The 24,662-nt window shown below is 71.8% G+C and carries 26 protein-coding genes; 21 read left to right on the forward strand and 5 right to left on the reverse strand.

From position 1 onward, the window contains the following. From P8934_RS17410 to P8934_RS17420, 3 genes are all read right to left on the reverse strand, one after another. Positions 1-897, reverse strand: a complete 897-nt coding sequence (locus P8934_RS17410; protein ID WP_278032112.1) for an alpha/beta fold hydrolase — start codon at positions 895-897, stop codon at positions 1-3. A 3-nt stretch (positions 898-900) separates the two neighbouring features. After that, entirely contained in the window at positions 901-1,377 is a 477-nt protein-coding gene (locus P8934_RS17415; RefSeq protein ID WP_278032113.1) for a TspO/MBR family protein, read from the reverse strand. 77 nt (positions 1,378-1,454) lie between these two features. Next, entirely contained in the window at positions 1,455-3,734 is a 2,280-nt protein-coding gene (locus P8934_RS17420; protein WP_278032114.1) for a CehA/McbA family metallohydrolase, read from the reverse strand. 207 nt (positions 3,735-3,941) lie between these two features. Between P8934_RS17420 and P8934_RS17425 the strand changes: the two genes are divergently transcribed. The 12 genes from P8934_RS17425 (at position 3,942) to P8934_RS17480 (ending at position 15,127) form a co-directional block, all read left to right on the forward strand. Beyond that, complete coding sequence (locus P8934_RS17425; RefSeq protein WP_278032115.1) at positions 3,942-4,607, forward strand: hypothetical protein; 666 nt, start codon at positions 3,942-3,944, stop codon at positions 4,605-4,607. Between the two features lie 92 nt (positions 4,608-4,699). Next, the gene (locus P8934_RS17430) at positions 4,700-4,849 is read left to right on the forward strand and encodes a hypothetical protein (protein WP_166644574.1); all 150 of its coding nucleotides are present in this window, start codon (positions 4,700-4,702) and stop codon (positions 4,847-4,849) included. Further along, positions 4,849-5,583 (forward strand): ATP-binding cassette domain-containing protein, encoded by a 735-nt coding sequence (locus P8934_RS17435; RefSeq protein WP_278032116.1) that lies wholly within the window; start codon positions 4,849-4,851, stop codon positions 5,581-5,583. The genes P8934_RS17430 and P8934_RS17435 overlap by 1 nt, the downstream gene beginning before the upstream one ends. After that, on the forward strand, positions 5,567-6,457 hold the full coding sequence (locus tag P8934_RS17440) for a metal ABC transporter permease (protein ID WP_278032117.1): 891 nt from the start codon (positions 5,567-5,569) through the stop codon (positions 6,455-6,457). The genes P8934_RS17435 and P8934_RS17440 overlap by 17 nt, the downstream gene beginning before the upstream one ends. 37 nt (positions 6,458-6,494) lie before the next feature. Next, positions 6,495-7,568 carry a zinc ABC transporter substrate-binding protein gene (locus P8934_RS17445; RefSeq protein WP_278032118.1) on the forward strand — a complete coding sequence of 358 codons (1,074 nt, stop codon included), beginning with the start codon at positions 6,495-6,497 and terminating at the stop codon, positions 7,566-7,568. A 105-nt stretch (positions 7,569-7,673) separates the two neighbouring features. Further along, positions 7,674-8,357: an ABC transporter ATP-binding protein gene (locus P8934_RS17450; protein WP_278032119.1), complete on the forward strand. Its 684-nt coding sequence runs from the start codon at positions 7,674-7,676 to the stop codon at positions 8,355-8,357. After that, a complete protein-coding gene (locus tag P8934_RS17455; RefSeq protein WP_278032120.1) occupies positions 8,354-9,055 on the forward strand; it encodes a TVP38/TMEM64 family protein in 702 nt (233 codons plus the stop codon). Before P8934_RS17450 ends, P8934_RS17455 begins: the two co-directional genes overlap by 4 nt. 144 nt (positions 9,056-9,199) lie before the next feature. Next, positions 9,200-11,716: an ABC transporter permease gene (locus P8934_RS17460; RefSeq protein WP_278032121.1), complete on the forward strand. Its 2,517-nt coding sequence runs from the start codon at positions 9,200-9,202 to the stop codon at positions 11,714-11,716. Continuing rightward, complete coding sequence (locus tag P8934_RS17465) at positions 11,713-12,867, forward strand: lipocalin-like domain-containing protein (protein WP_278032122.1); 1,155 nt, start codon at positions 11,713-11,715, stop codon at positions 12,865-12,867. Before P8934_RS17460 ends, P8934_RS17465 begins: the two co-directional genes overlap by 4 nt. A 25-nt stretch (positions 12,868-12,892) precedes the next feature. Then, positions 12,893-13,810: a LysR family transcriptional regulator gene (locus P8934_RS17470; protein ID WP_278032123.1), complete on the forward strand. Its 918-nt coding sequence runs from the start codon at positions 12,893-12,895 to the stop codon at positions 13,808-13,810. A gap of 90 nt (positions 13,811-13,900) precedes the next feature. Beyond that, a complete protein-coding gene (locus P8934_RS17475; protein WP_278032124.1) occupies positions 13,901-14,323 on the forward strand; it encodes a DoxX family protein in 423 nt (140 codons plus the stop codon). A 66-nt stretch (positions 14,324-14,389) separates the two neighbouring features. Further along, positions 14,390-15,127: a class III extradiol ring-cleavage dioxygenase gene (locus tag P8934_RS17480; protein WP_278032125.1), complete on the forward strand. Its 738-nt coding sequence runs from the start codon at positions 14,390-14,392 to the stop codon at positions 15,125-15,127. Between the two features lie 87 nt (positions 15,128-15,214). On the opposite strand, the gene P8934_RS17485 is transcribed toward P8934_RS17480, so the two are convergent. Continuing rightward, on the reverse strand, positions 15,215-16,183 hold the full coding sequence (locus P8934_RS17485) for an ABC transporter substrate-binding protein (protein WP_278032126.1): 969 nt from the start codon (positions 16,181-16,183) through the stop codon (positions 15,215-15,217). 102 nt (positions 16,184-16,285) lie between these two features. Continuing rightward, complete coding sequence (gene gloA / locus P8934_RS17490; RefSeq protein ID WP_278032127.1) at positions 16,286-16,819, reverse strand: lactoylglutathione lyase; 534 nt, start codon at positions 16,817-16,819, stop codon at positions 16,286-16,288. Between the two features lie 244 nt (positions 16,820-17,063). Here gloA and P8934_RS17495 point away from each other — a divergent pair, with 244 nt between their 5' ends. From P8934_RS17495 to P8934_RS17535, 9 genes are all read left to right on the forward strand, one after another. Continuing rightward, positions 17,064-17,408, forward strand: a complete 345-nt coding sequence (locus tag P8934_RS17495) for a hypothetical protein (RefSeq protein WP_278032128.1) — start codon at positions 17,064-17,066, stop codon at positions 17,406-17,408. A gap of 102 nt (positions 17,409-17,510) precedes the next feature. Then, positions 17,511-17,981 carry a C40 family peptidase gene (locus P8934_RS17500; protein ID WP_278034057.1) on the forward strand — a complete coding sequence of 157 codons (471 nt, stop codon included), beginning with the start codon at positions 17,511-17,513 and terminating at the stop codon, positions 17,979-17,981. A 212-nt stretch (positions 17,982-18,193) separates the two neighbouring features. Then, positions 18,194-18,868: a thermostable hemolysin gene (locus tag P8934_RS17505; RefSeq protein WP_278032129.1), complete on the forward strand. Its 675-nt coding sequence runs from the start codon at positions 18,194-18,196 to the stop codon at positions 18,866-18,868. After that, the gene (locus tag P8934_RS17510) at positions 18,852-20,309 is read left to right on the forward strand and encodes an AMP-binding protein (protein ID WP_278032130.1); all 1,458 of its coding nucleotides are present in this window, start codon (positions 18,852-18,854) and stop codon (positions 20,307-20,309) included. The genes P8934_RS17505 and P8934_RS17510 overlap by 17 nt, the downstream gene beginning before the upstream one ends. Beyond that, positions 20,306-20,998: an iron-containing redox enzyme family protein gene (locus tag P8934_RS17515; RefSeq protein WP_278032131.1), complete on the forward strand. Its 693-nt coding sequence runs from the start codon at positions 20,306-20,308 to the stop codon at positions 20,996-20,998. Before P8934_RS17510 ends, P8934_RS17515 begins: the two co-directional genes overlap by 4 nt. Beyond that, a complete protein-coding gene (locus P8934_RS17520; protein WP_278032132.1) occupies positions 20,985-21,842 on the forward strand; it encodes an SDR family oxidoreductase in 858 nt (285 codons plus the stop codon). The genes P8934_RS17515 and P8934_RS17520 overlap by 14 nt, the downstream gene beginning before the upstream one ends. A gap of 27 nt (positions 21,843-21,869) precedes the next feature. Beyond that, positions 21,870-22,550, forward strand: a complete 681-nt coding sequence (locus P8934_RS17525) for a hypothetical protein (protein WP_278032133.1) — start codon at positions 21,870-21,872, stop codon at positions 22,548-22,550. 9 nt (positions 22,551-22,559) lie between these two features. Further along, positions 22,560-23,240, forward strand: coding sequence for a response regulator transcription factor (locus P8934_RS17530; RefSeq protein ID WP_278032134.1), 681 nt, complete (start codon positions 22,560-22,562; stop codon positions 23,238-23,240). Continuing rightward, entirely contained in the window at positions 23,240-24,625 is a 1,386-nt protein-coding gene (locus tag P8934_RS17535) for an ATP-binding protein (protein ID WP_347403444.1), read from the forward strand. The genes P8934_RS17530 and P8934_RS17535 overlap by 1 nt, the downstream gene beginning before the upstream one ends. Positions 24,626-24,662 lie beyond the last annotated feature (37 nt).

Consider the following 24,662-nt stretch of genomic DNA (forward strand, 5'->3'; position numbering starts at 1 on the left):
TCAGGCCGGCCGGGCGGACGGCGCCTTCTCGGCCAGGGTAGCCTCGAGGAAGGCGAGCAGCTCGGGCATCTCCGCGTCGATGTGCCGGCTGAGGTCGTGGTCGCCGGGCAGCAGGCGCAGCTTGGCAGGCGTCTCGCCGCGGCTGGCATGGAGTCGTTCGGCATCGCTCGGCGGGATCACCGCATCGTCGCGGCCGTGCACCAGCAACACCGGGCAGCGCACCCTGGGCAGGGTGGTCACGGGCGCGATGGCGTCGAAGCGGTGGCCGATCACGTGCTCCACGTAGCGCAGCACGTACCAGCCCAGCGGGACGAACGGTAGCCGCTTCCCGGCCAGCCAGCGACGCATCATGCCGTCCGGGTGGGCGAAGGCCGAGAGGCTGACCACGGCGGCGATGTCGTCGCGGCGCGAGGCCGCCAGCAGCACCGCCGCGGCCCCCACCGAATGGCCGAGCAGCGCCACCGGCGCATCGGCCATGCCCGGACGGGCGCGCAGCCAGGCCAGGGCAGCCTCGGTGTCCTCGGCGAAGCGCGGCATGGAGGAGAAGCTGTCGGCGTCACTCTCGCCATGGTTGCGAGCATCGAACAGCAGCACGTTCCAGCCCGCCGCCTGCAGCGGCGTCGCCAGCGGCAGCATCAGCTCGCGGTTGGCGCCCCAGCCGTGGGTGATCACCACCGTGCCGCGCCCCTGGCCGGGCAGCCACCAGCCCGCCAGACGCCTGCCCCTTCGCGCGGGGAGGGTCACCGTTTCCCCGCTCACGCCGTGCTCGTCCAGGGAGCACGCGATCGGCACCCGCGGCGCGGCCAGGCTGACCCTCAGCCGCCGATGGAAGAGGTGCAGCAGCGCCAGCCCCGCCGGCAACAGGCCCCACCAGAGCCAACCCGGCACCGCGGTCATCGCCTAGCCGCCGCCATTGAGCCACCAGGTGGCGGCGTTGAGGTAGGCGGCGAAGCTGACCCAGGCCAGGTAGGGCACCAGCAGCCAGGCGGCGAGGCGCGAGACCGCGGCGAAGCGGCGGGTGGTGAGCACGATCAGCCCCCACAGCAGCAGCAGGTCGAGCAGCGCCACACCCATCCAGTGCAGGCCGAAGAACAGGATCGACCAGAGCGCGTTGGCGGCGAGCTGGGCGACGAAGGGCCAGAGGGTGTGCCAGCGCATCGCCGGCTTCGCTGCCAGGGTGGCCCGCCAGGCGGCCAGCGCCATCAGCAGGTAGAGCGTGCTCCAGGCGATGGGGAAGGCAAGGTCCGGCGGGGTGAGCGGCGGCTTGGCAAGCCCTGCGTACCACTCACCAGGCGGGGTGGCGATGCCGCTCAGCGCGATCAGCACGACCAGCGCGAGCCAGCCCAGCAGCACCAGCAGGGAGCGGGTGGGCGTCATGGTGCCTCCTGAAGGAGAGTAAAAGGCCGCACCCCATGGGGCGCGGCCATCACTGTTGGCAGCTTACCGAGCCCGGCTCAGTCGTCAAGCGCCGCCGTGTAGGCGTCGGGCACCGCCCGCTCGACCCACAGCGGGTTGCTCCAGGCGGTATCGCCATCCTGGTCGTCGACCTCCAGGGCGACCCAGCCCTCAAGGCCCTCGTCCAGCGCCAGGGCCAGCTCGGCCTGGCGGCCCTCCAGGGCGACGCGCTCCAGCACCTCGCCGCCGGGGCCGATCAGGCGGGCCTCGGCGAGGCCGTCCACGGCCTCCACGTCCAGCGTCCAGCTGAAGGCCTCGCCCTCCGTCAGGCGCAGCGTATCACCGAACAGGCCGTTGCCCGGATAGAGCAGCGGCCCCTGGGTGGCGTAGCCGTGGCCGTTCTTGAGCGCCCGGGCGAAGGCGCGCGGCGTCAGCTCGCCGGGCACCCGGGCCATCATGCGGATACGGCCGGTGAGGTCATTCCAGGCATCATGGGTGTCGGTGCCGGCGGTAAAGTAGACGCGCGTGCCCTGGTCCCAGAGATTGTGGGCCGTGGCGCGGGTCGGCGCGTTGTCGACCTCGGCGTTGAGCTCGAGCAGGTCGAAGCCCGCCGTGAAGCCGCCGGGCACACTGTCGCCTGCCAGGTTGTGCAGGTAGCCATAGTCGTTGAACGGGTGGTTCAGGGGGATCACCTCGGCGTTGAGGCGCCGCGCATCGGCGAGGACCTCCTGCACGCTGTCGGTTCCCGGATCCACCTCGAGCTCGCCACCCAGGTCGATGGGGAAAGGGTTGATGTGCCCCCAGGAGGGCGAGACCTCGACGGAGGGGATGAAAGGGACCCCGCGCCGTTCGGAGAGCTCGAGGAACTCCTCGTGGTTGACCGTGGAGTCGTGGTCGCTGATGAAGGTCAGGTCAAGATCGGTGGCCAGCTGGGCGCGCACCACCATCTCCGGCGGCGTGGTGCCCTCCAGTACGTTGGCGTGGTGGTGCAGGTCACCGCCGTACCAGTCCTGGTCGTTGGGTTCGGCGAGCCGTTCGATCTCCAGGCTCTCCTCCACGGTCTCACCGGACGTCAAGCTAACCGCGAGCTCCTGCTGCTCGGCGGTGAAGCCCGCGCCGGCGTCGACACTCAGCCGGTAGTCGCCCGGCGCCAGCGCCAGTTCGGCCTGCCCCACCGGCGCAAGCTCGGTGAAGAAGGTCTGCTTGCCGAGGAACTCCACCGGCGGCTGCTGGCCCTCGAGGATCACCAGGCGGGCATCGCGCGGCTCGCCGGAATCGGCATCGCGCACGTCCAGGCTCAGGCTAGCCGGGCCCTGCAGGCCTTCGAAGTCGATGACCTGCTCGCCGTCCGCGCCGACCTCCAGGGTCACGGGCTCGCTGTTGGCATGCCCCAGGGCCGTGGCATAGGCAGCGTATTCGCCCTCGGGCAGCGCGATGTCGAACTCGCCCTCCTCTGCCAGCGTCCAGGCGTAGGGGTGACCCGCCTTCTCGATCATCACCAGGCCATCCGGCGGCGCCTCGCCCTGGTCATTGCGCAGGCTGCCGGCGACCCGACCGGTGGCCTCGCCACGACGCTCGGCCTCGGCGGCCACCACCGGCGCCAGGTCGCCGTCCGGCACCACCTGCAGCCAGCCCTCGAAGGTGCGCGACTCGCCAGGTGCCAGGTCATGCTCGAGGTACATGTCCTGGCCTTCGTAGTTGACGCGGTCGAAGTAGGGGGCATGAAGGGCGAACACCCAGTCGCGGTCGTAGGCCACCATGCGGTCGCTGAGCGCCCCCTCGGCGGTGGTCTCCTTGGCATCGCCCAGACCGGGCACGCCGAACAGGTAGCCGGTGTCCGGCCACAGGGTGAAGCCGGAGCGGATGGCGTCCAGTGCCTCGTCGCCGGCGTTCTCCAGCTCGGTCTGGAGGTGGATGCGGTCGCTGCCGGCCTCCAGGGTGTAGGTGGTGGTCACCCAGGCATCGGACCAGTTGCGGCGGATGCGCACCACGGCGCGCTCGGCGGAATCCTCGACGACCTCCACCTCCTTGCCGTCGTTGGGCCAGGCGGACCAGTTGTCGGGAATGAAGTCAGCGAAGGCGATGCGGTCGAGATCGACCTCGCCCTCCTTGACGGCGGCCAGGTCCACCAGGGTGCCACGCGGTACGCCCCAGGGCGGCCGCGACTCCACGGCGATGGCGAAGGCCAGCCGGTCGTTGGCGATGGTCAGGTCCTCGTCGGCCAGGGCCTCGCCGTCGGGAATGGCGGTGGCCCCGCGGGTGACGCTCACCTCGGCGTGGGCGCTGGAGGCACCGACCAGAAGGCCGGCCAGCAGCAGGCTGCTGAGTCGCTGGGTCATGGGGGATCTCCCTTGCATTGCGTCTTGTAATGAAAAAGCCACATTTCCAGCATGATTTATTTTGACTGATCATCCAAATAAATACCCCTGCCCCAACCCGTCGGACATCTGGGGAGAATCATCGCAGAAGGCCTGAGCGACGCGCCCTGGGGATCCGAGCGGCGGCTATAGTAAGGGGGTCTTGCCACCCGACGACCGGAGCCCGCCATGTCACCCCGCTTGCGCCAGCCGTTAGCCGCCCTCTGCCTGCTGTGCCTGTCCAGCGCCGCGCTCGCCCAGTCCGACGAGGTGGAATTCCGCGCCTACGAGAATGCCCTGGCCCGGGGCGCCCAGCATGCCGACCGCTGGCAGGTCGGCTGGACCACCGTCTATGCCGGCAGCCTGGCGTTCAGCGCCTGGCAGGCAAGCGAGGCGAGTGACGACGAGGAGCGCTTTGACGGCCGGGTGGGCGTGGTGAAGTCGGCGCTGGCGCTGGGCGGCATGCTGCTCGACCGCCAGCCCCATCCCGCCGCCTACCGGGCGCTCCAGACGGGCGAGGCGAGCGATATCGAAGGCGCCCGACGACTGCTGCAGGCGGTGGCCGAGGAGGAGCGCCGGCGGCGCAGCTGGGAGGCGCGACTGGGGTCGCTCGCCGTGAACACCTTGGCGGGACTGGTAATCGGCATGGGCGACGACCGTCCCGACGACGGCGCCCTCAACTTCGCCACCGGCATGCTGGTCAGCGAGCTGCAGCTGCGCACCCAGCCGGGCCAGGCCATGGCGGCGGTGAACCGCTTCCAGCCGGCGGCGGTGTCATTCGGCGACGTGCACCTGGAGGGGGAAGTGGCCTGGCTGGTGGGGCCGAACCAGCTGGGGGTGGCGTTGCGCTACTGAGGAGCAGAGGAGAGCACCCGGCGTCGCGTCTCGCGGTGGCCAGCGCCCGTATTGTTATGTTATAACCTCCGCCAGTTTTCCGGAGGCTCCCCATGGCACACCATCGACACCGGCATCGCCCGGAAGGGCCTTGCCACTTCTCCCTGATGTCGCTCTCCGCGACTCGCCGCCTGTTGCTGGTCGCGGCACCGCTCGCCGCCCTGTGGCTGACGGTCTCCTGGGCCGCGGGATGGTGGTCCTGATGTCGCGCCTGCAACTGCACGACCTGCAGCTGGCCCGCGGTGGCCAGACAGTCCTCGAGCACCTGGACGGCCGCTTCATGGATGGCGCCATCACCGCCCTGATAGGCGCCAACGGCGCCGGCAAGAGCACGCTGATCTCGGCGATCATGGGCATGCTGGCCCCGGTGGCCGGCAGCGTGGAGTGCCGGGTACCTCGTGAGCGTTGCGCCTGGCTCCCACAGCAGCTGGCGCTGGACCTCACCTTCCCGATGAGCGTGGAAGAGCTGATCATGACCGGCACCTGGCCGAGCCACGGGGCCCTGAAGGGGTATTGCGCGGCCCACTACCGCCGTGGCCGAGAGATCATGGCGCGGCTGGGCATCTCGCACCTGGCCCACCGGCCGTTGGGCGAGCTCTCCGGCGGCCAGCGCCAGCGCGCCCTGCTGGGCCGCACCCTGATGCAGGAGGCCGAGCTGCTGCTGCTCGACGAGCCCTTCGCCAACGTCGATATCGAGACGGTGGACGTGCTGATGGAGGTGCTGCGCGACATGGCCCGTCAAGGCGCCACCATCATCGTGGTGATCCACGACATGGAGCAGCTCGCCCGCCTGGCCGACGACGTGCTGCTGCTTTCCGGCGGCCATGGCCGCTGGGTCAGCCCCGATGCCCTGCTCGACCACCACAGCGGTGTGGCGCCCCGGGCACCACGCCTGCCCCTGACCTTTCCGGATGCCTCCCATGCTGGCACTGCTTGACGCCTGGCTGCTCGCCCCCTTCGACTACGGCTTCATGCAGCGCGCCCTGGTGGCCGGACTGGCGCTGTCGCTGGCCGCGCCGCCGCTGGGCGTCTTCCTGATGCTGCGCGGCATGAGCCTGATCGGCGACGCCATGGCCCACGCCATCCTTCCCGGGGTGGCGCTGGGCTTCCTGGCCGCCGGCTTCTCGCTGCCGCTCATGAGCCTGGGGGGCATCCTCTCGGGGCTGCTGATAGCGGTACTGGCGGGCAGCGTGTCGCAGATGACTGGCCATCGAGAAGACTCGGCCATGGCCAGCTTCTTCCTGATCTCGCTGGCCGCGGGAGTGATGCTGGTGTCGTTGGGCGGCAGCAGCGTGGACCTCACCCATGTACTGTTCGGCTCGATCCTGGCCGTGGACTCCACCGCCCTGGTGCTGATCGCCGGCATCAGCAGCCTGATCGTGGTGGTCCTGGCGATGATCTTCCGCGCCCTGGTGGTGGAGTGCCTGGACCCGCTGTTCCTGCGCGGCCAGGGGGTACGCGGTGGCGTGGTGCACGGCATCTTCCTGGGGCTGGTGGTGCTCAACCTCACCGCCGGCTTCCAGACCCTGGGCACCCTGATGGCGGTGGGCCTGATGATGCTGCCGGCCACCACGGCGCGCTTCTGGAGCCAGCGCCTGGAGGGGCTGATCGCCATCGCCATCGGCATCGCCCTGGTGGCCAGCACCGGCGGGCTGCTGCTCTCCTACCACCTCAGCCTGCCGTCGGGGCCGGCCATCATCCTGCTGGCCGGCGGCGGCTACGTGCTCTCCGCGCTGTTCGGCCGGCACCACAGCCTGGCCGCCCGCTGGTGCCGCCATGCCGCCCCACTGGGCGCCCCCGAGCACGACTGATACAGCATCCCTGACACAACCACCGAGGAAGCTCTACATGCGCCTTTCCCGCCCCGTTGCCCTGCTCGCCGGGCTTTCCACCCTGCTGGCTCTGCCCGCCGCCCTGGCCGCCGAGCGCATCCAGGTCGTCACCAGCTTCAGCATCCTCGCCGACATGATCGAGAACGTCGGCGGCGAGCATGTCGAGGTGACCGCCCTGGTGGGGCCGGACAGCGATGCCCACGTCTATTCGCCGCGCCCCACCGACGCCCGCGCCCTGGCCGAGGCTGACCTGGTGGTCTTCAACGGCTTGAAGTTCGAGGGCTGGATGGAACGACTGATCGACGCCAGCGACTTTGCCGGCCCCCTGGTGGTGGCCACCGATGGCATCGCGGGGAGGATCGCCGCTGCGGAGGATGACGGCCATGATGACCACGACGACGATGCGCATGATCACGGTCATGAGGCGCATGGCGATGAGGGCAACGAGGCCCACGACGGTCATGACCATGGTCCCATCGACCCCCATGCCTGGCAGGACCTGGGCATGGGCCCGCTCTATGTGGACAACATCCTCGCGGGCCTGATCGAGGCCGACCCGGACAACGGCGACGCCTACCGGGCCAGCGCCGAGCGTTACCTGGAGGCGATCGCCGCCGCCGACGGCGAGCTACGCGAGCGGCTCGGCGAGATTCCCGCCGGCACCAGCGTGATCACCGGCCACGACTCCTTCGGCCACTTCGCCCGTGCCTATGGCCTGCAGTTCCTCTCCCCCCAGGGACTCTCCACCGAGGCCGAGCCCAGCGCGGCCAACATGGCCCGGCTGATCGACGTGATCCGCGAGAAGAACGTCCGGGCGCTGTTCCACGAGAACATGACCAGCCCGGCGATGATCGACCAGCTGGCCGAGGAGACCGCCCTGCCGGTGGCCGGCACCCTCTATGCCGACGCCCTGGCCAGCGACGGCGAGGCCAGCAGCTGGCTCGGCATGATGCGCCACAACGCCCGCACCCTGCACGACGCCCTGGCCGAGCCGGGCCAGGGCGAAGACGACCACAGCGACGATGACCATGCGGGTGATGGCCATGAATATGATAACGGGGCCCACGACGATCATGGCCACGAGCACTGACCGTTACGCCCGCCACGCAAACAACGCCACCTTCGGGTGGCGTTGTTTTTATATGGACACCGATTCTATGGGACCATCGAGCTCCGGCCGCGAAGGATGTCTCCCATGCTCGAGTTCCGCCAGGTCCACAAGGCCTATGCCACGCCCCAGGGCCCGCTCACGGTGCTGGCCGGGGTCGACCTGACCCTGGATGCCGGCGAGAGCCTGGCACTGATGGGCGAGTCGGGCAGCGGCAAGTCGACCCTGCTGCACCTCGCCGCGGGCCTCGACCTGCCCGACCGCGGCGAGGCCAGGGTGGCCGGCCGGGCAATCTCGTCGCTCGGCGAGGCGGGCCGGGCACGGCTGCGTCGCGAGACCCTGGGCCTGGTGTTCCAGCAGTTCCACCTGGTACCGAGCCTCTCGGTGCGCGACAACCTGCGCCTGCAGGCGCGCCTCGCCAGTCGCGAGGATAGCGCCTGGACGGCGGAGCTCCTGGAGCGGCTGGGCCTGGCCGGGCTGGCGAGGCGCTACCCGGAACAGCTCTCCGGCGGCCAACAGCAACGCCTGGCCATCGGCCGTGCCCTGGCACCACGCCCGGCCCTGCTGCTCGCCGACGAGCCCACCGGCAACCTGGATGAAGGCACCGCCGACGAGGTGCTGGACCTGCTGCTGGCCCTGGTCCGCGATACCGGCTGCGCGCTGCTGATGGTCACCCACAGCCCACGCGTGGCCGCCCCGCTGGACCGCCGCCTGCACCTCACCCATGGCCACCTCGGCCAATTCAGCGCGGTCAGGACACCGACAGCGTGACCCCCCCCGCCGTCTGGGCCTTCAGGGCCGGACTCCTCGCCACCGTGACGGCCATCATGGCCGGCATCTGGTGGCTGCTCCAGGCGCTGGGCCTGCCCATGAGCTTCTCCCCCTCCGGCATCGCCGAATGGTTCAACAGCCAGGGCAACCTGGGCCCGCTGCTGCTCCTGCTGTTGATGATGCTGGCGGTGGTGGTGGGCCCGATTCCCACCCTGCCGGTGGCCGCGGCCGCAGGGATGGCCTTCGGCCTGCTCCCCGGGGCGCTGCTGTCGATCATCGGCGCCATGACGGGGGCCATGATCGCCTTCACCCTGGCCCGGCTGCTGGGGCGGGATGCCCTGCGCGCCCGGCTGCCGAACAATCCGCTGTTCGGTATCCAGGGCTCCCAGCGGCTGCTGTTCCTGACGGTACTCGTCACGCGCCTGGTGCCCATCTTCTCGTTTGCACTGGTCAGCTATGCCGCCGGGGTCACCGCCATCACCGCGGGACGCTTCGCCCTGGGCACGGTGATCGGCATGCTGCCCATGACCCTTGTGTTCGCCAGCCTAGGGCGAACCTATGAGCTGCACCCGCTGCTCTCGATCACGGCCGCCTTTGTCATACTCGCCGTGATGACCCTGCTGCCCTGGTACCTGAGCCGACGGCGTCACTCACGGCTGGCCCGCTGGCTGCACCTCGACGAGTCGCCGGAGGAGTAGTCGGCAGCTGACGGCTCATCGGCTATCGCCGCGCGCGGGCCATGCCGATAGTGCTCGGGGCTTGCCATTCCCCGCGCTGTCGCTTGTATGAGACGATACCGGCAGGAGGGACCACACGGCCCCGCTCGCCAACCACGTGCCCCCATGCTCACCGCCCTGGTCACCCTGCTCTCCCACTATCGCCGCCACCCCGGCCAGCTGGCCATGCTGCTGCTCGGCCTGTGGGTGGCGGGTGCGCTGTGGAGCGGCGTGCAGGCGATCAACGCCTCGGCCCGCGACAGCTACGACCGGGCCGAGGCGCTCTTCACCACCGGCCTGGACCGCCTGGAGCGCCGCGATGGCGAGCCCCTCGACCGTACGGACTTCGTGACCCTGCGCCGCCAGGGCCTGGCCGTCTCGCCGCTGCTGGAGGGCACGGTGGTGACATCCTCGGGCGAGCGGCTGACGGTGATCGGCATCGACCCGCTGACCCTGCCCGGCGACAGCGCCTTCGCCACGGCAGGCAGCCGCGGCGAGCTTACGGCCTTCTTCACCCCGCCCTGGCAGACCCGACTGGCCCCGGATACCACCCCGCGGCTGGGGCTCGCACGGCCGGCGGCCCCGGGCGCCGAACCCGCCCTGGCCGATGGCCGGCGGCTGCCGCCACTGGTCCTCGCCCCGGCACTGCCGCCGGATACCCTGGTGGTGGACATCGCCGTCGCGGCCCGGCTGCTGGAACGTGGCAACGCGGTGAGCCGGCTGGTGACGGCGGCCGGCGCGCTGGAGACGGCCCCTGCGGGCTACCGGCTCGGCCGTGCCGACACCCTGGTCGATCCGGGCGAGCTCACCGCGAGCTTCCACCTCAACCTCACCGCCATGGCGCTGCTGGCGTTGATCGTCGGGCTCTTCATCGTCCAGGCGGCGCTGGGCCTGGCGCTGGAGCAGCGCCTGGGGCTGCTGCGCACCCTGCGCGCCCTGGGCGTGCCGGGCCGCACCCTGGTCGCCCTGCTGGCGCTCGAGCTGGCGCTGCTGGGCATCATCGGCGCCCTGGCAGGCATCGCCAGCGGCGTGTGGCTGGCCCGGACCCTGCTGCCGGACGTGGCGGCTACCCTGCAGAGCCTCTACGGCGCCGCGGTGGGCGCAGAGCTTCACCTGCCCTGGCACTACTGGCTGGGCGGGCTCGGGGTGACCCTGGGCGGACTCTTCGTTGCCGGCAGCGGCATCCTGTGGCGGGCCGCACGGCTCGGCGTGCTGGGGCTCGGCCAGGCACAGGCGTGGCGCGCGGGTTTCCAGCGCCAGCTGCGTGGCCAGGCCATCGCCGGCACCCTGGCCGCCCTGCTGGCCCTGGCGGTGTGGGCCTGGCTGGCCGCGCAGCCCGTCGGCGAGGGGCTGGTCGCCGGCTTCGTGCTGGTCGGGGCGATGATGCTGGCCTGCGCCCTCTGGCTGTCGCCGCTGCTGGCGGCCGGGCTTTCCGGCCTGGGCCGGCTCGCCCGGCGCCGCCCCCTGACCCAGTGGGCGCTGGCCGACCTGCAGCTCCAGCTGCCGCGCCTCTCGCTGGCGATGATGGCGCTGCTGATCGCGCTCTCCGCCAACCTGGGGGTGGGCAGCATGGTCGGCGGCTTCCGCCTCACCTTCCTCGACTGGCTCGACCAGCGGCTGACCGCCGACCTCTACCTGCGCCCACCGGCCGGGCAGTTCGACGCGGTGCAGGCCTGGCTGGACGCGCGCGACGAGGTCGCCGAGCTGCTGCCCACCGCCGACGCCGAGTCGACCCTGCTCGAGGTGCAGGCCGGGGAGGAGCGCCGGCGCCTCGCGGTGCCGGTGACGCTGTTCGGCATCACCCCGGGCGCCCGTCTCACCCCGACCTGGCCACTGCTCGAGACCCGGGCCGGGCGGGAGGCGGCCTGGACCGCCCTCGCGAAGGGCGAGGCCTTCATCAACGAGCAGCTGGCCCTCGGCCAGGGCATCGGCCCCGGCGACCGGCTGGTGCTGCGCTCGCCCACCGGCCAGGAGCGGGTGAGGGTGGCCGCCATCTACCCCGACTACGGCAACCCCCGCGGCGAGGTGCTGCTGGCCATGGCCGCGCTGCGGGAGCGCTTTTCCGCCGCGCCGGGGTCGCTGGGCATCGTGCTCGCCGAAACGGGCACGCCGGGAGAGCGCCGGGCCGAGGCGCTCTCCCGGGCGCTCGATGCTCGCTTCGCGCTGGGCCGCGACGCGCTGCGCGACCAGCGCGAGGTCAAGGCGCTCTCCACCGAGATCTTCGAGCGCACCTTCGCCATCACCCGGGCCCTCAACGCCCTGACCCTGGCCGTGGCGGCCCTGGCCCTGCTCGCCAGCCTGCTGGCCCAGGCCCGGGAGCGCCGCCGCCGGCTGGCGCCGCTCTGGGCGCTGGGCGTGACCCGGGGGCGCCTGGCCGCCATCCAGCTGGCCCAGCTGGGCGGGGCGGCACTGGTGACGGGGCTCGCCGCCGTGCCGCTGGGCATCGCCATCACCGCCTGCCTGGTGGCGGTGATCAACGTGGCCGCCTTCGGCTGGCGCCTGCCGCTGCATGTCTTCCCCGGCGAGATCGGCCTGACCCTGGCCACCGCCCTGGGGGTGGCACTGCTGGCGGCCGCCCTGCCGGCCCTGACCCTGTGGCGCACGCCGCCCCGCACCCTGCTGGCCGAGGAGGAAGCGTCATGAAAGGCTGGCCGACCTGGCTACTGGCGGCCCTGCTGGCCACGCTGCTGGCGGGCTGCGAGGGCGAGGCGCCCCCCGCTTCCCAGGGCTTCGCGGGGCTGGGCACCGAGGCCGAGGGATTCCGCCAAGCCGCCCCAGGCACTCCCCTGCGCTTTCCCGAGGACCACGGTCCCCACCCCGACTACCGCCTGGAGTGGTGGTACCTCACCGCCAACCTGGAGGATGCCAGCGGCGAGCCACTGGGCGTGCAGTGGACCCTGTTCCGCCAGGCCCAGCTGCCTCCCGCCGAGCGTCCCGAGACGCCCGGCCCCTGGGCCGCCGACCAGCTGTGGATGGCCCATATGGCCGTCTCCCGGGGCGAGGCCCACCGGGTGGCCGAACGCTTCGCCCGGGGCGGCTCCCGGGAAGGCGACCCCGGGCGGGACCAGGCGGGCGTCACCGCGGCCCCCTTCCATGCCTGGCTCGACGACTGGACGCTGGCCAGCCGCGCCGGGGACAGCGACCGGGATGCCCTGTCACAGCTTGAACTGGTCGCCACGGCCGAGCATGACGGCGCTCCCTTCGGCTTCCGGCTGGCGCTGGACGCCGAGGGGCCCCTGGTACGCCATGGAGAGAATGGCTTCAGCCAGAAGTCCGCCGACGGCCAGGGCTCGATCTACGTCAGCCAGCCCTTCTACCGGGTCAGCGGCGAGGTGACCCTGGACGGTGAATCCCGGCAGGTGACGGGCCGCGCCTGGCTCGACCGCGAGTGGAGCAGCCAGCTGCTCGGCCCCGACCAGGCGGGCTGGGACTGGTTCTCGCTGCACCTGGCCGATGGCCACCGGCTGATGGCCTTCCGCCTGCGCGGCGGCGGCGAGGGCGGGGGCGACTACCTCTCGGGCAGCTGGATCACCCCCGAGGGCCAGACCACCCCCCTCGATGACGACAGCCTCGCCCTCGAGCCCCTGGCCACCTCGACCGTGGCCGGCCGGACGCTGCCTACCCGCTGGCGGCTGCGGCTTCCGGACCAGGGCCTCGACCTGACAGTCGAGGCGCCCCATGCCGATCGCTGGATGGCCACCACGGTGAGCTACTGGGAGGGCGCGGTGAGGGTGACCGACCACGCCAGTGGCGCGCCGCGAGGGCAGGGCTATCTCGAGATGACCGGCTACTGAGCCGATGACGACCGGGAGGACCGCCATGCCGCTGCTGGATGCCATCACCGCCTTCGTCCGTGTTGCCGAGCTGGGCAGCTATACCCGGGCCGCGGAGGCCCTGGAGCTGTCGCGGACCCGGGTGTCGCGGCTGGTCATGCAGCTGGAGGCCCACCTCGAGGTGCGCCTGATCCAGCGCACCACCCGGCGCCTGCACCTGACCGAGGCGGGCGAGCGCTACCTGGCGCGGGCCCAGGGCATCCTGCAGGCGCTGCAGGAGGCCGAGGCCGAGGTCGGCGCGGGCCGCCTCGAGGTGCGGGGCCGCCTGCGGCTCAACGGCCCGATGAGCTTCGGCACTCGCCACCTGGCGCCCCAGGTCACCCGCTTCATGGTCGAGCACCCCGACCTGGAGGTGCGCCTCGACCTCAACGACCGTCGCGTGGACCTGCTCGAGGAGGGCTATGACCTGGCGATCCGCATCGGGGCACTGCCGGACTCGAGCCTGGTGGCCCGCCGCCTGACGCGCTGCCGGCTGCTGCTGTGCGCCTCGCCCGGCTACCTCGCCGCACACGGCGAGCCCGAGAGCCTCGAGGCGCTGGCCGGGCACCGCTGCCTGCGCTATCGCACCGGCGGCGGCACCGAGTGGCAGCTGGGGGGCCGCCGCCTGGCCGTGCAGGGGCCGCTGGACAGCAACAATGGCGATGTCCTGACCCAGGCCGCCGAGGCCGGGCTCGGCATCGTGCACCAGCCAAGCTTCCTGGTCGCCGAGAGCATCCGCCGCGGGCGGCTGGTCCCGATCCTCACCGATGAGGCGCCGGTAACGCTGGGCATCCACGGCGTGTTTCCGGCTCGCCGCCACCTGCCGGCCAAGATCGAGCGCTTCCTCGACTTCCTGGCCGCGGCCTGGGGAGACCCGCCGACCTGGGAGCGGGAGCTTTCATTGTCGCCATTCACGCAACAATGATTTTCATGCCGGCCAGATTATCTCCTGACGGGTCGCGGGTAGAGTGAGCCCCATCGACAAACCCCCACCCCCTCGACGGAGATTGACACCATGACCCCCCAGCCCCTTGCCGCGAACCGTCCCGAGTCCCTGCAGCCCCACGCCATCGCCCTGCTGCGCCTCGCGCTCGGCGTCATGACCCTGGCCCACGGCCTGATGAAGGTCTTCCTCTTCACCGTGCCCGGCACCGTGGACTACTTCGAGTCGCTGGGCCTGCCCGGCGTGCTGGCCTACCTGACCATCCTCGCCGAGGTGGGCGGCGGCATGGCGCTGATCCTTGGCCTCTTCACCCGCTGGGTAAGCCTGGCCCTGGTCCCGGTGCTGCTCGGCGCCGCCTGGGTCCACCTCGGCAACGGCTGGGTCTTCTCCAGCGAGGGCGGCGGCTGGGAGTTCCCGGTATTCTGGGCCATCGCCCTGCTGGTCCAGGCCGGCCTGGGCAGCGGCAGCCTGACCCTCAACCGCCGCTTCGCCTGACCCATCATCCACCTCGACCGCGCCGGCCCCTCGGGGCCGGCGCCCGTCCACCGAAGGAGAGCCGAGATGCTTCCCAGCCTGTTCATTTCCCATGGTTCGCCGATGCTGGCACTGACCCCCGGGCCGGCTCACGACTTCCTGCGCCGGCTGGGCCATGAGTGGCAACCGAAGGCCATCCTGGTGGTCTCGGCCCACTGGGCCAGCCGCCAGCTGCTGGTCAGCACCAGCGAGCGTCCCGAGACCATCCACGACTTCGGCGGCTTCCCCCGGGCGCTCTACGAGTGCCAGTACCCCGCCCCGGGCGACCCGGCGCTGGCGATGCGCCTGGCCCGTGAGCTCAACGCCGTCCCCACCGAGCGCGGCCTGGACCACGGCGCCTGGGTGCCGCTGTCGCTGATGTATCCCGAGGCCGAGATCCCGGTGGTCTCGCTGTCGCTGCCGGCGGGATGGTCCAACGCCGAGCTGGTGGCCCTGGGCGAGAAGCTGGCCACGCTGCGCGAGGAGGGCATCCTGGTGGTCGGCTCGGGCAGCCTGACCCACAACCTGGCGGAAATGCAGGCCCTGGCGGCGCCGATGCCGGCCTGGGTCGGCGAGTTCGTCGACTGGGTCCATGACCGTCTGGAAGCGGATGACCGCGAGGCGCTGCTGGCCTGGGAACGCGCCCCCCGGGCCCGCGAGAACCATCCCACCGCGGAACACTTCCAGCCGCTGCTGGTGGCCATGGGGGCCGGCGGGCCGGGCAAGCGGCTGCACCACAGCGTGGAGCACGGGGTGCTGGCCATGGACCTCTATGCCTTCGCCTGAGGGGCGAGGCACCCGGAAATGGGCCAGGCCAGAGCGCAAGAGGCCGCCCCGTGGGGCGGCCTCGTCGTGTCAGTCATCGCGGCAGGATCAGGCGTCGGGGATCTCCAGCGCCTGCTGCACGGCGGACCAGCCCGGCTCGCCGTCGCGCGTGGTGACCCCTTCCAGGAAGGCCTTCACCTTGGCCGGGTTGGCGCGGATCCAGTCCAGCGCCACCGCCTCGGGCTCACGCTCCTCGTAGCTGAAGCCGCGGATCATCGCGCTCTGGTCATCGGCGGTGAAGCTGAGCTGGTCGAGCAGCCGCGTGGCATTGGGGGCGGCCTCGGCGAAGTCGCTGGTCACCAGGGTACGCACGTCGCTTCGCCCGCCGTCGGGGCCCCACATGTCCTGGGTGTCGGTCAGGTACTGGACGTCATACTCGATGTTCATCCAGTGGGGGGTCCAGCCGGCGAAGACGATCCACTCCTCGCGGTTGATGGCCGCGTCCACCGCGCTGAGCATGCCTGGCGTGGAGGTCTCGGAGAGGTTCCAGTCACCCAGGCCATAGGTGTCGTTCTCCACCGCCTCGTTGAGAGTGTCGCTCATGCCCGAGCCGACCTCGATGGAGTAGACGGTGCGACCGAGCTTCTCGGCGATCTCCTCATCGGCCAGGTCCTCGGCGGAGGTCACGCCGGCATCATGGACATAGGTCGGCACCGCGAAGCCCAGGCGTGCGCCCTCGACATTGTTGCCGAGGTCGACGATCAGGCCCTTCTCCATGGTGGCGTCGAACATCGACTGCTGGGCGGGCAGCCAGGCGGCGAGGAAGGCATCCAGCTCGCGCTGGGTGAGGGCCTCGTAGGTAATAGTGGAGCCGAGCTCCTGCTGGTGGGTCTGGTAGCCCAGGGCATCCAGCAGCTGGGCGGCCAGGGCGGTCTTGACGGTCACGCCGGGCCAGGCGGGCACGGAGAAGCGCACCTGGGCGGGCTCCTCGGCCAGGGCAACGGAGCTCCAGGCCAGCGGGGCGGCCAGCAGGGCACCGGCCAGGGCAAGGGTCATGGGACGATTCAGCGCTTTCATCGGGTCTCCTTGGCAGGTCATGCCATGAACGAACATGGCCGAGACCTTATCCCCCGGCGCCGTTTAAGGCAAAGATCGCCCCGCCGGGAGCACGCAGAGGGGTCAGTCGCCCATCTGGCCGAGACGGTCCGCCTGCACGACCTCGATCCAGTAGCCGTCGGTGTCCTTGACGAAGACCACGTCCTTCATCTTGCCCTGGTCGCCGCGCTTGACGAAGGTGACGTCGTTGGCGTCGAACCAGGCCTGGGCGGCCTCGAGGTCCGGCACGCTGAAGCAGATATGGCCGAAGCCCTGGGGTTCGGCGTTGCCGTCGTGGTAGGCGAAGTCCTGCTGCTCCTCGGTGCCCCAGTTGTGGGTCAGCTCGAGCACCCCGCGCTGGCTGAAGGTCCAGACGGTGCGCTCGCCGGTCTCCTCCGGGACGCGCTCGCCGGGTTCCGGGCGCGCCAGGAAGTAGAGCGAGAACTGCATCTCCTCGAAGTCGAGCCGACGCAGTACCCGCATGCCGAAGACCCGGGTATAGAAGGCCAGCGCCTTCTCCGGGTCCTTGACCCGCAGCATGGTGTGGTTGAGGCGAAAGCCCTCGCTATCCGCGGTGGGCGCCTGGACGCCGGGGTGCTGCTCTCCCTGGAAGCTCATGGGGACTCCTTCTCGCAAGGGTGGATGGTCGATGCGTCAAGGACGTGAGGGCGGCCGGCGCGCTTTTCCACCCCCTCGGGTGGAGCCCACCCGGCTCCGCAGGTCGCCACTCCCTTTATAAGTCATATACATATATTGCATTTGCCGCCGTACCGTCGGTCGCCACCAGCGATAACCACGCTTGATATGGGCGAACCACCTTCTACACTAGTTGTACATCCATGACCCCTCACGAGGCAGCCCCATGTCCATCCCGGCCTATCAACTGGGTGACCATGTCACCCTGAAGGAGATCGCCAATGCCGTCGCCCATGGCCTCACGCCGATCGTCGAGGTCGAGTCGATGGATGGCATCTACACGGTGCGTTTCCACCACGCCAACGACGTCTCGGAGCTCTCCGACAGCCAGGGCCATACCCGCACCTTCCTCGGCACCGGCGAGATCCGCGACCTGCTAGGCGGCATCGGCCTGACCCATGGCGTGCTGACCTGGGGCGACCAGTGCGGCGACGAGATGATCGGCGTGCCGGGCCACGCCCTCTCGCCGGACGAGATGCTCGCCAGCGGCACGCGCATCGCCTTTCGCTGATGCAAGCCAAGGGGTAGGCTGACGGCATGACCACCCGAGAGTGACCCGGAGATGCCCGCGCCCCATGCCCTGCCCCGTCCTGCGACCGGCCGTGCCCTGCCGATGGCCGGCATCCGCATGCTGGTCATGCTGCTGCTGGCCGCCCTGATGGCAGGCTGCGCGGGGCGCGAGCTCGCCACCCGCGACGCGCCGGGAGAGCTCTCCATCGACCGGGCGCTGATCCTCGCCGAGGCCAGGCGCGCCCTGGGCACCCCCTATCGCCTGGGCGGCACCACCGAGCGCGGCATGGACTGCTCGGGGCTGGTGCAGCGGGCCTACTCCCGGGCCGGCATCCGCGTGCCCCGCACCTCCCGACAGCAGTTCGAGGCCCTGCCGCGGGTCGATGAGGCGCGCCCCGGCGACCTGCTGTTCTTCGCCACCGCCGGGGGGCGCAAGGCGAGCCACGTGGGCATCTATCTGGGCGACGGCGAGATGATCCACGCCCCGGGGCGGGGTCGCCGGGTCACCACCACCACCCTGGCGCTGGACTACTGGCAGGAGCGCTTCCTGGGTGCCGCCGCGCCCGCCCCCTGACGCCACGGCCGAGAGACCGGCAAGGCCGGCCCATGCCCCCGACTCGTGGTGAGCGATATGGAGCGTGCCGACCCCGGCGTCGCGAGAGGACGGCCGAGGGCCGCGTCTGTATCCGCGCCTGACCCGGCGGGGGCGACGCCTCTGTCGCTCCCTTAAGCGGGCGTTAAGTTGCGAGGGCCAGAGTATCGGTGAAACGTCATGGAGACGCCCCGATGCGATGCTCAGCCCCCCTGCCCTCCCCCACGCCATGCCGGCAGCCGCCGATGGGCCTGTGCCCGCCACCGCTGGCCTGGCGCGAGGCCCACCTCTGGCGTGAGCGACGCCGCCTGGAACAGCTCGTGCGCCGCCGCTTCGCCGCCGAGCACGGTGCCCGCATCGGCCACTTCCTGCCGCGCCTCTTCGGGCTCTGGCAGGCCGAGAGTCCCCTGGCGGCGGTGGGCATGCGCGCCGCCACCGGGGGGCCGCTGTTCCAGGAGCGCTATCTGGATGACAGTGCCGAGGCCTTCCTCTCCCGCCGCCTCGGCCGGGCGACATCCCGCGACGAGATCGCCGAGATCGGCAACCTGGCGAGCCGGCGGCCGGGCCTCCAGCGTCCGCTCTACCTCCACCTGGTAGAGCAGCTGGCGGCGGAGGGCATCGCCTGGCTGCTGTTCACCGCTACGCCCGAGGTCCACAACGGCATCCGCCGACTGGGCCTCGACCTCCACCCGCTGATGCCCGCCGACCCGGCCCGCCTGGGGGCCGGCCAGGCCGAGTGGGGGCGCTACTACGACCGCCACCCCTGGGTGATCGCCGGCGACCTGCGCCGGGCCCACCGGGTGCTCGTCGACCGCGGCCTGCTGCCGCTCGCACACCCCGCGGAGGTGACCGATGACCGGCTCGCCTGAGGCCCTCCTCGCGCGGCTGGCCCGCCACGCCGCCGACTGCCCCGGGCGCCTGGCCCTGGACGACGGCCACCGCCGAGTCACCTTCGCCGCGCTGCCAGCCGAGGTCGAGGCCCGACGTCAACGCCTGGCCGCGGCCGGAGCAGAGCGGGTCGCCCTGGCCCTGGACAACGGCATCGACTGGGCACTGTGGGACCTGGCGCTGCTGCGGGACGGACGAGTCGCGGTGCCGGTGCCCGCCTTCTTCAGCGGCGCCCAGCGTCGTCATCTGGTGGCGAGCGCCGGCCTGGACGCCTGGATCGGCCCCGGCGCCGAGGCGCTCGGCTTCTCCGCCACGCGGGACCCGGCCATCGCCACCCGCCGGGTGGCCTCGCCTCCGGCCCTGCATGCCGGGACCACCCGCATCACCTTCACCTCCGGGACCAGCGCCGCGCCCAAGGGCGTCTGCCTCGACGGCCTCGCCCCGCTGACGGTGGCCGAGAGCCTCGCCGCCGTGGTCGAACCGCTCGGTATCGAGCGCCACCTGGCGATGCTGCCGCTGGCGACCCTGCTCGAGAACATCGGCGGCCTCTACGTCCCGCTGTGGCTGGGCGCCACCGCCGGCCTGCCCGCGGTCGCCGAGCTGGGCTGGCAGGGGGCGAGCGGCTTCGACCCTCGCCGGGCCCTGGCGGCCATCAAGGCTTTCCGCCCCCATAGCCTGATCCTGGTGCCCCAGCTGCTCCAGGCCCTGGTGGCGGCGAGTCCCGAGGCCCCGGAGAGCCTGCGCTTCGTCGCCGTGGGGGGCGCCCGGGTGGCAAACACACTGCTCGCCGGGGCGCAGGCTGGCGGCTGGCCGGTCTTCGAGGGCTACGGGCTCTCGGAGTGTGCCTCGGTGGTGTGCCTCAACAGGCCCGGCGAGCCCGTCCGGGGCGTGGGCCGGCCGCTGCCCCATGCCCGGGTCCGCCTGGCCGAGGGCGAGGTGCAGGTCCGGGGTGCCACCATGCTCGGCTACCTGGGCGAGGCGGCCGCCGACGACTGGCACCCCAGCGGCGACCTGGGCCACTGGGCCGGCGAGGCCCTGGCGCTCGACGGCCGCCGCCGGGAGGTCTTCATCACCGCCTACGGCCGCAACGTCGACCCCCAGTGGGTGGAGGGCGAGTTCTGCGCCCGGCCGGCCATCGCCCAGGCACTGGTCTTCGGCGAGGCCCTGGCCGGGAACCGGGCACTGATCGTGCCCGCCTCGCCCGACCTCGACGACACCCGACTGGCCGCTGCGGTGGCCGAGGTCAATGCCGGCCTGCCCGACTATGCCCGAGTACAGGAGTGGCGACGCTGCGCGCCCTTCACCCCGGAGAACCACCAGCTGACGGCCAACGGCCGCCTGCGACGCGACGCCATCCATGGCCGCTACCGCGACTGGCTCCTCGCCAGCCGGCCCCATCCCGCGCAAGGAGTGACCCCATGACCCCCTATGAGCACCTCCAGGCCGCCACCCGCGCCGAGCGAGACTGGCTGCTTTCCACGCCGCTGCTGACCCGCGCCCTGGCCGGCGAGGTAGGCCGCAGCGAGTACCTGGCCTTCCTCGGCCAGGCCTATCACCACGTGCGCTTCACGGTGCCGCTGATGATGGCCTGCGGCGCCCGCCTGCCGGACCGGCTGGGCTGGCTGCGCGACGCCCTGGTGGAGTACATCGAGGAGGAGCATGGCCACGAGCAGTGGATCCTTGATGACATCCGCGCCGCCGGCGGCGACCCCGAGGCGGCCACCGCCCGGCCGGCGGACCCCGCCACCCGGCTGATGGTCGCCGCCGTGCGCGACGAGATCACCCACGGCAACCCGGTGGCCTTCTTCGGCATGGTCCAGGTGCTCGAGGGCACCAGCACGGCACTGGCCACCCAGGCCGCCGAGCGGCTGCAGGCGAGCCTCGGCCTGCCCGACGACGCGGTGCGCTACCTGACCTCCCACGGCAGCCTGGACATCGGTCACCTGGCCTTCTTCGAGGGGCTGGTGAACCGCCTCGAGGCCGGCGACCTGGCGGCGGTGATCGACACCGCGAAGACGGTCTATCGCCTCTACGGCGCCATGTTCCGCGGCGTCGAGGCCCGCTGTGCCGGTGGCAGCGCCACCCGGGAGCTCTCCGATGCGCTGGCCTGACGGGTGGTCTCGCGGCCCTGCCCTGCCGGAGGGGGGCTGGCCCGCCCAGCGGATCCTGCTGACCGGCGCCAGCGGCGGCATCGGCCAGGCCCTGGTGGACGAGTTCGCCGCCGCGGGCGCGACGCTGCTGGTCACGGGGCGTCGCGACGAGGCCCTCGAGGCCCTCGTCGCCCGCCACCCGGGCCAGGTGACGGCCCTGGCCGCCGACCTGACCCGCCCCGGGGACCGGGCCGCGCTGGCCGAGACCGCCGCCGCGGCAGGCTGCAACATGCTGGTCAATGCCGCCGGGGTGAACCGGGTAGGGCTGTTCGAGTCCTGCAGCGACGAGGATCTCGAGCGCCTGGTCACCCTCAACCTCACCGCCACCCTGCAGCTGACCCGGGCGCTGATGCCCATGCTGCTGGCGGCGCGGCATGGCTGGGTGATCAACCTGGGCTCGACCTTCGGCACCATCGGCTACCCCGGCCAGGTCGGCTACTGCGCCACCAAGTTCGCCCTGCGCGGCTTCAGCCAGGCCCTTCACCGGGAGCTCGCCGATACCCGCGTGCGGGTGCTGCACGTCTCCCCCCGCGCCACCCGCACCGCCATGAATGCCCCCGAGGTGGAGGCGATGAACCAGGCGCTCGGCAACGCCATGGACACCCCCGCCCGGGTCGCCTCGGCGGTGCGCCGAGCCATCGAGCGTGGCCGGGAGGAGACCCAGGTGGGCCGGCCCGAGCGGCTCTTCACGAGGCTCAACAGCCTGCTGCCGAGGCTGGTCGACCGGGCCCTGGCGCGCCAGCTGCCAATCATCCGCCGCTTCGTCGCCACGCCCGGTGCGACCGTACCCCGCGACACGCCCTGAAGATCCCCCGACACGAGGAACCCCGCCATGACACGACACCACAGCAAGACACCGGCCAGGCGAGGTCGCCTGGCCGCGGCCCTGCTGGCCAGCGCCCTGGTCTGCCTGCCGGCAACCGGGCTACTGGCCATGGAGGCCGAGATCGCCGAGCCGCTCGCCCGGCTGCAGCAGCGCTGGGCCGAGATCCGCTACGAGCTGCCCGAGAGGCAGCAGGAGGACGCCTATGCCGCCCTGGTCGCCGAGGCCGATCGCCTGCTCGAGGCCCACCCCGATGCAGCCGAGCTCCACGTATGGGCCGGCATCGTGCGCTCCACCCAGGCCGGCGCCAGCGGGGGCCTGGGTGCCCTGAAACTGGTCAAGCAGGCCCGCGCCGAGCTGGAGACCGCCCTGGCGCTCGACCCCCTGGCACTGGACGGCTCGGCCTACACCAGCCTCGGCGCCCTCTATTACCAGGTCCCGGGCTGGCCGGTGGCCTTCGGCGACGACGACAAGGCCGAGTGGCACCTGCAGCGGGCCCTCTCGATCAACCCCGACGGGCTCGACAGCCTCTACTTCTGGGGCGACTATCTGCACGAGCAGGGCCGCGACGGCGAGGCACGCCAGGCCCTGGAGAAGGCGCTGCAGGCACCGCCCCGCCCCGGCCGCGAGCTCGCCGATGCGGGGCGCCGCGAGGAGGTGCGCCGCCTGCTGGCCCAACTGAAGGAGTGACTCGCCCCCATGCGCATCCTGCTGGTAGAGGACGACCCCAGCCTGGCGGCGGGCATCCGCCTGGCCCTCAAGCCCGAGCACTTCACCGTGGACCTGCTGGCCGATGGCCGGCAGGCCCTGGCCGCCCTCAAGGGCAACGAGCCCTTCGATGCGGTGATCCTCGACCTCGGCCTCCCCGGGCTCGACGGCATGCGGGTGCTGGAGGCGACACGCCGCCGCGGTAACCGCGTGCCGGTGCTGGTGCTGACCGCCCGGGACGGCATCGACGACCGCATCGCCGGCCTGGACGCCGGCGCCGACGACTACCTGGTCAAGCCCTTCCAGGTCGCGGAGCTCAAGGCCCGGCTGAGGGCCCTGCTGCGCCGTAGCCAGGGACAGGCCAGCAGCGTGCTGGAGGCCCGCGGCATCCGCCTCGATCCGGCCACCCACAGCGTCAGCTACCGCGGCGAGCCGGTGTCGCTCTCGCGACGCGAGTTCACCCTGCTCCAGGAGTTCCTCGCCCATCCGGGCCGGGTGTTCACCCGCGACACCCTGACCCGGCTGGTCTACGGCTGGGACGAGGAGGTGGAGAGCAATGCCATCGAGGTGCACGTGCACCACCTGCGCCGCAAGTTCTTCCCCGAGCTGATCCGCACCTTGCGCGGCATCGGCTATGTGCTGGACAGCCCCGTGCCGGACAGGACGGGCTGATGTCGATCCGTCGACGCACCCTCGGCGTGGTATTGCTGGTCTTCGGCCTGAGCATGCTGGTGATCGGCCTGACCAGCTACCGCGACGCCACCCACGAGGTGGAGGAGCTGTTCGATGCCAACCTGGCCCAGAACGCCCGGCTGCTGGAGGGGCTGATGCGCGCCCCGCTGGCCGCCGAGCAGCGCGAGGCGCTGCTGGCCAGCCTGGAGGCCTCCCTGCAGCGCGCCGAGCAGGCCGACCAGCGCATCGCCGGCCACCGCTACGAGAGCAAGCTCGCCTTCCAGCTGTGGGAGGGCGACCGGCTGCTGCTGCGCTCGGCCAGCGCGCCGCAGGAGCCGCTGACCGAGCTCAGGGAGGGCTACGAGGACACCCGCCTGGAGGACCATGACTGGCGGGTCTATGCGCTGAGCACGCCCGAGAGGGAACGGCGCGTGATGGTGGGCGAGCGCGAGGACGTGCGCGGGGAGCTGGTGGCCCTGATCGCCCTGCGCACCCTGATGCCCGACCTGCTGGGACTCCCCGTGCTGGCCCTGCTGCTGTGGTGGGCGATCGGCTGGGGGCTGCGGCCGCTGTCGCGGATGGCCGAGCAGATCCGCCGACGCGACCCCCACACCCTGCAGCCCTTGATCCTCCACCCGCTGCCGCGGGAGCTGGAGACCATCGCCGGCGCCCTGAACCGCCTGCTCGAGCGCATCCGCGCGCTGCGGGTGCGCGAGAAGCGCTTCATCGCCGACGCCGCCCACGAGCTGCGCACGCCGCTGGCGGTGCTCGACCTGCATGCCCAGAACGCGCTGGCCGCCGAGGACCCGGCGGACCGCCGCGAGGCGCTGGACAAGCTGCGTGACGGCGTGGCTCGGAGCACTCGCCTGGTCACCCAGCTGCTTGCCCTGGCCCGCCTGGACCCGGAGGAGGAGACACCGCTGGCCGGCCAGCCCGCCGACCTGCTGGCCGAGGTGCGCGAGGCGCTGGCCAAGCTCTCGCCTCTGGCCGCCGAACGCGGCATCGAGCTGCAGCTGGAGGCCGACGAGGGCGACGACTGGGCGCTCGCGGTCGAACCCGGGACCCTCGATACCCTGATCCAGAACCTGACCGGCAATGCGCTGCAGCACTCCCCCCAAGGCGGCACTGTCACCGTCGCGCTGGCGGCCGGCGCCGACGCCCTGACCCTGACGATCGACGACCAGGGCCCCGGCATCCCGCCGGCGCAACACCCCCAGGTCCTCGAGCGCTTCCACCGAGCCGGCCCGGGGGCGGGCGCCGGCCTGGGGCTCTCCATCGTCGACCGGCTGCTGCAGCGCCACGGCGGCCGCCTGAGATTCGACGAGGCCCCGGGCGGCGGGCTCAGGGTGGAGGTCGTGCTGCCGCGCACTCACCGGGTGGCCTGACCACCTTCTCACCATAAGCCAGCGTTAAGCTGGCCGG

Origin of the sequence: Halomonas sp. CKK8 (assembly GCF_029625235.1) — a bacterium.
In the GTDB taxonomy this organism is placed as follows: domain Bacteria; phylum Pseudomonadota; class Gammaproteobacteria; order Pseudomonadales; family Halomonadaceae; genus Halomonas; species Halomonas ventosae.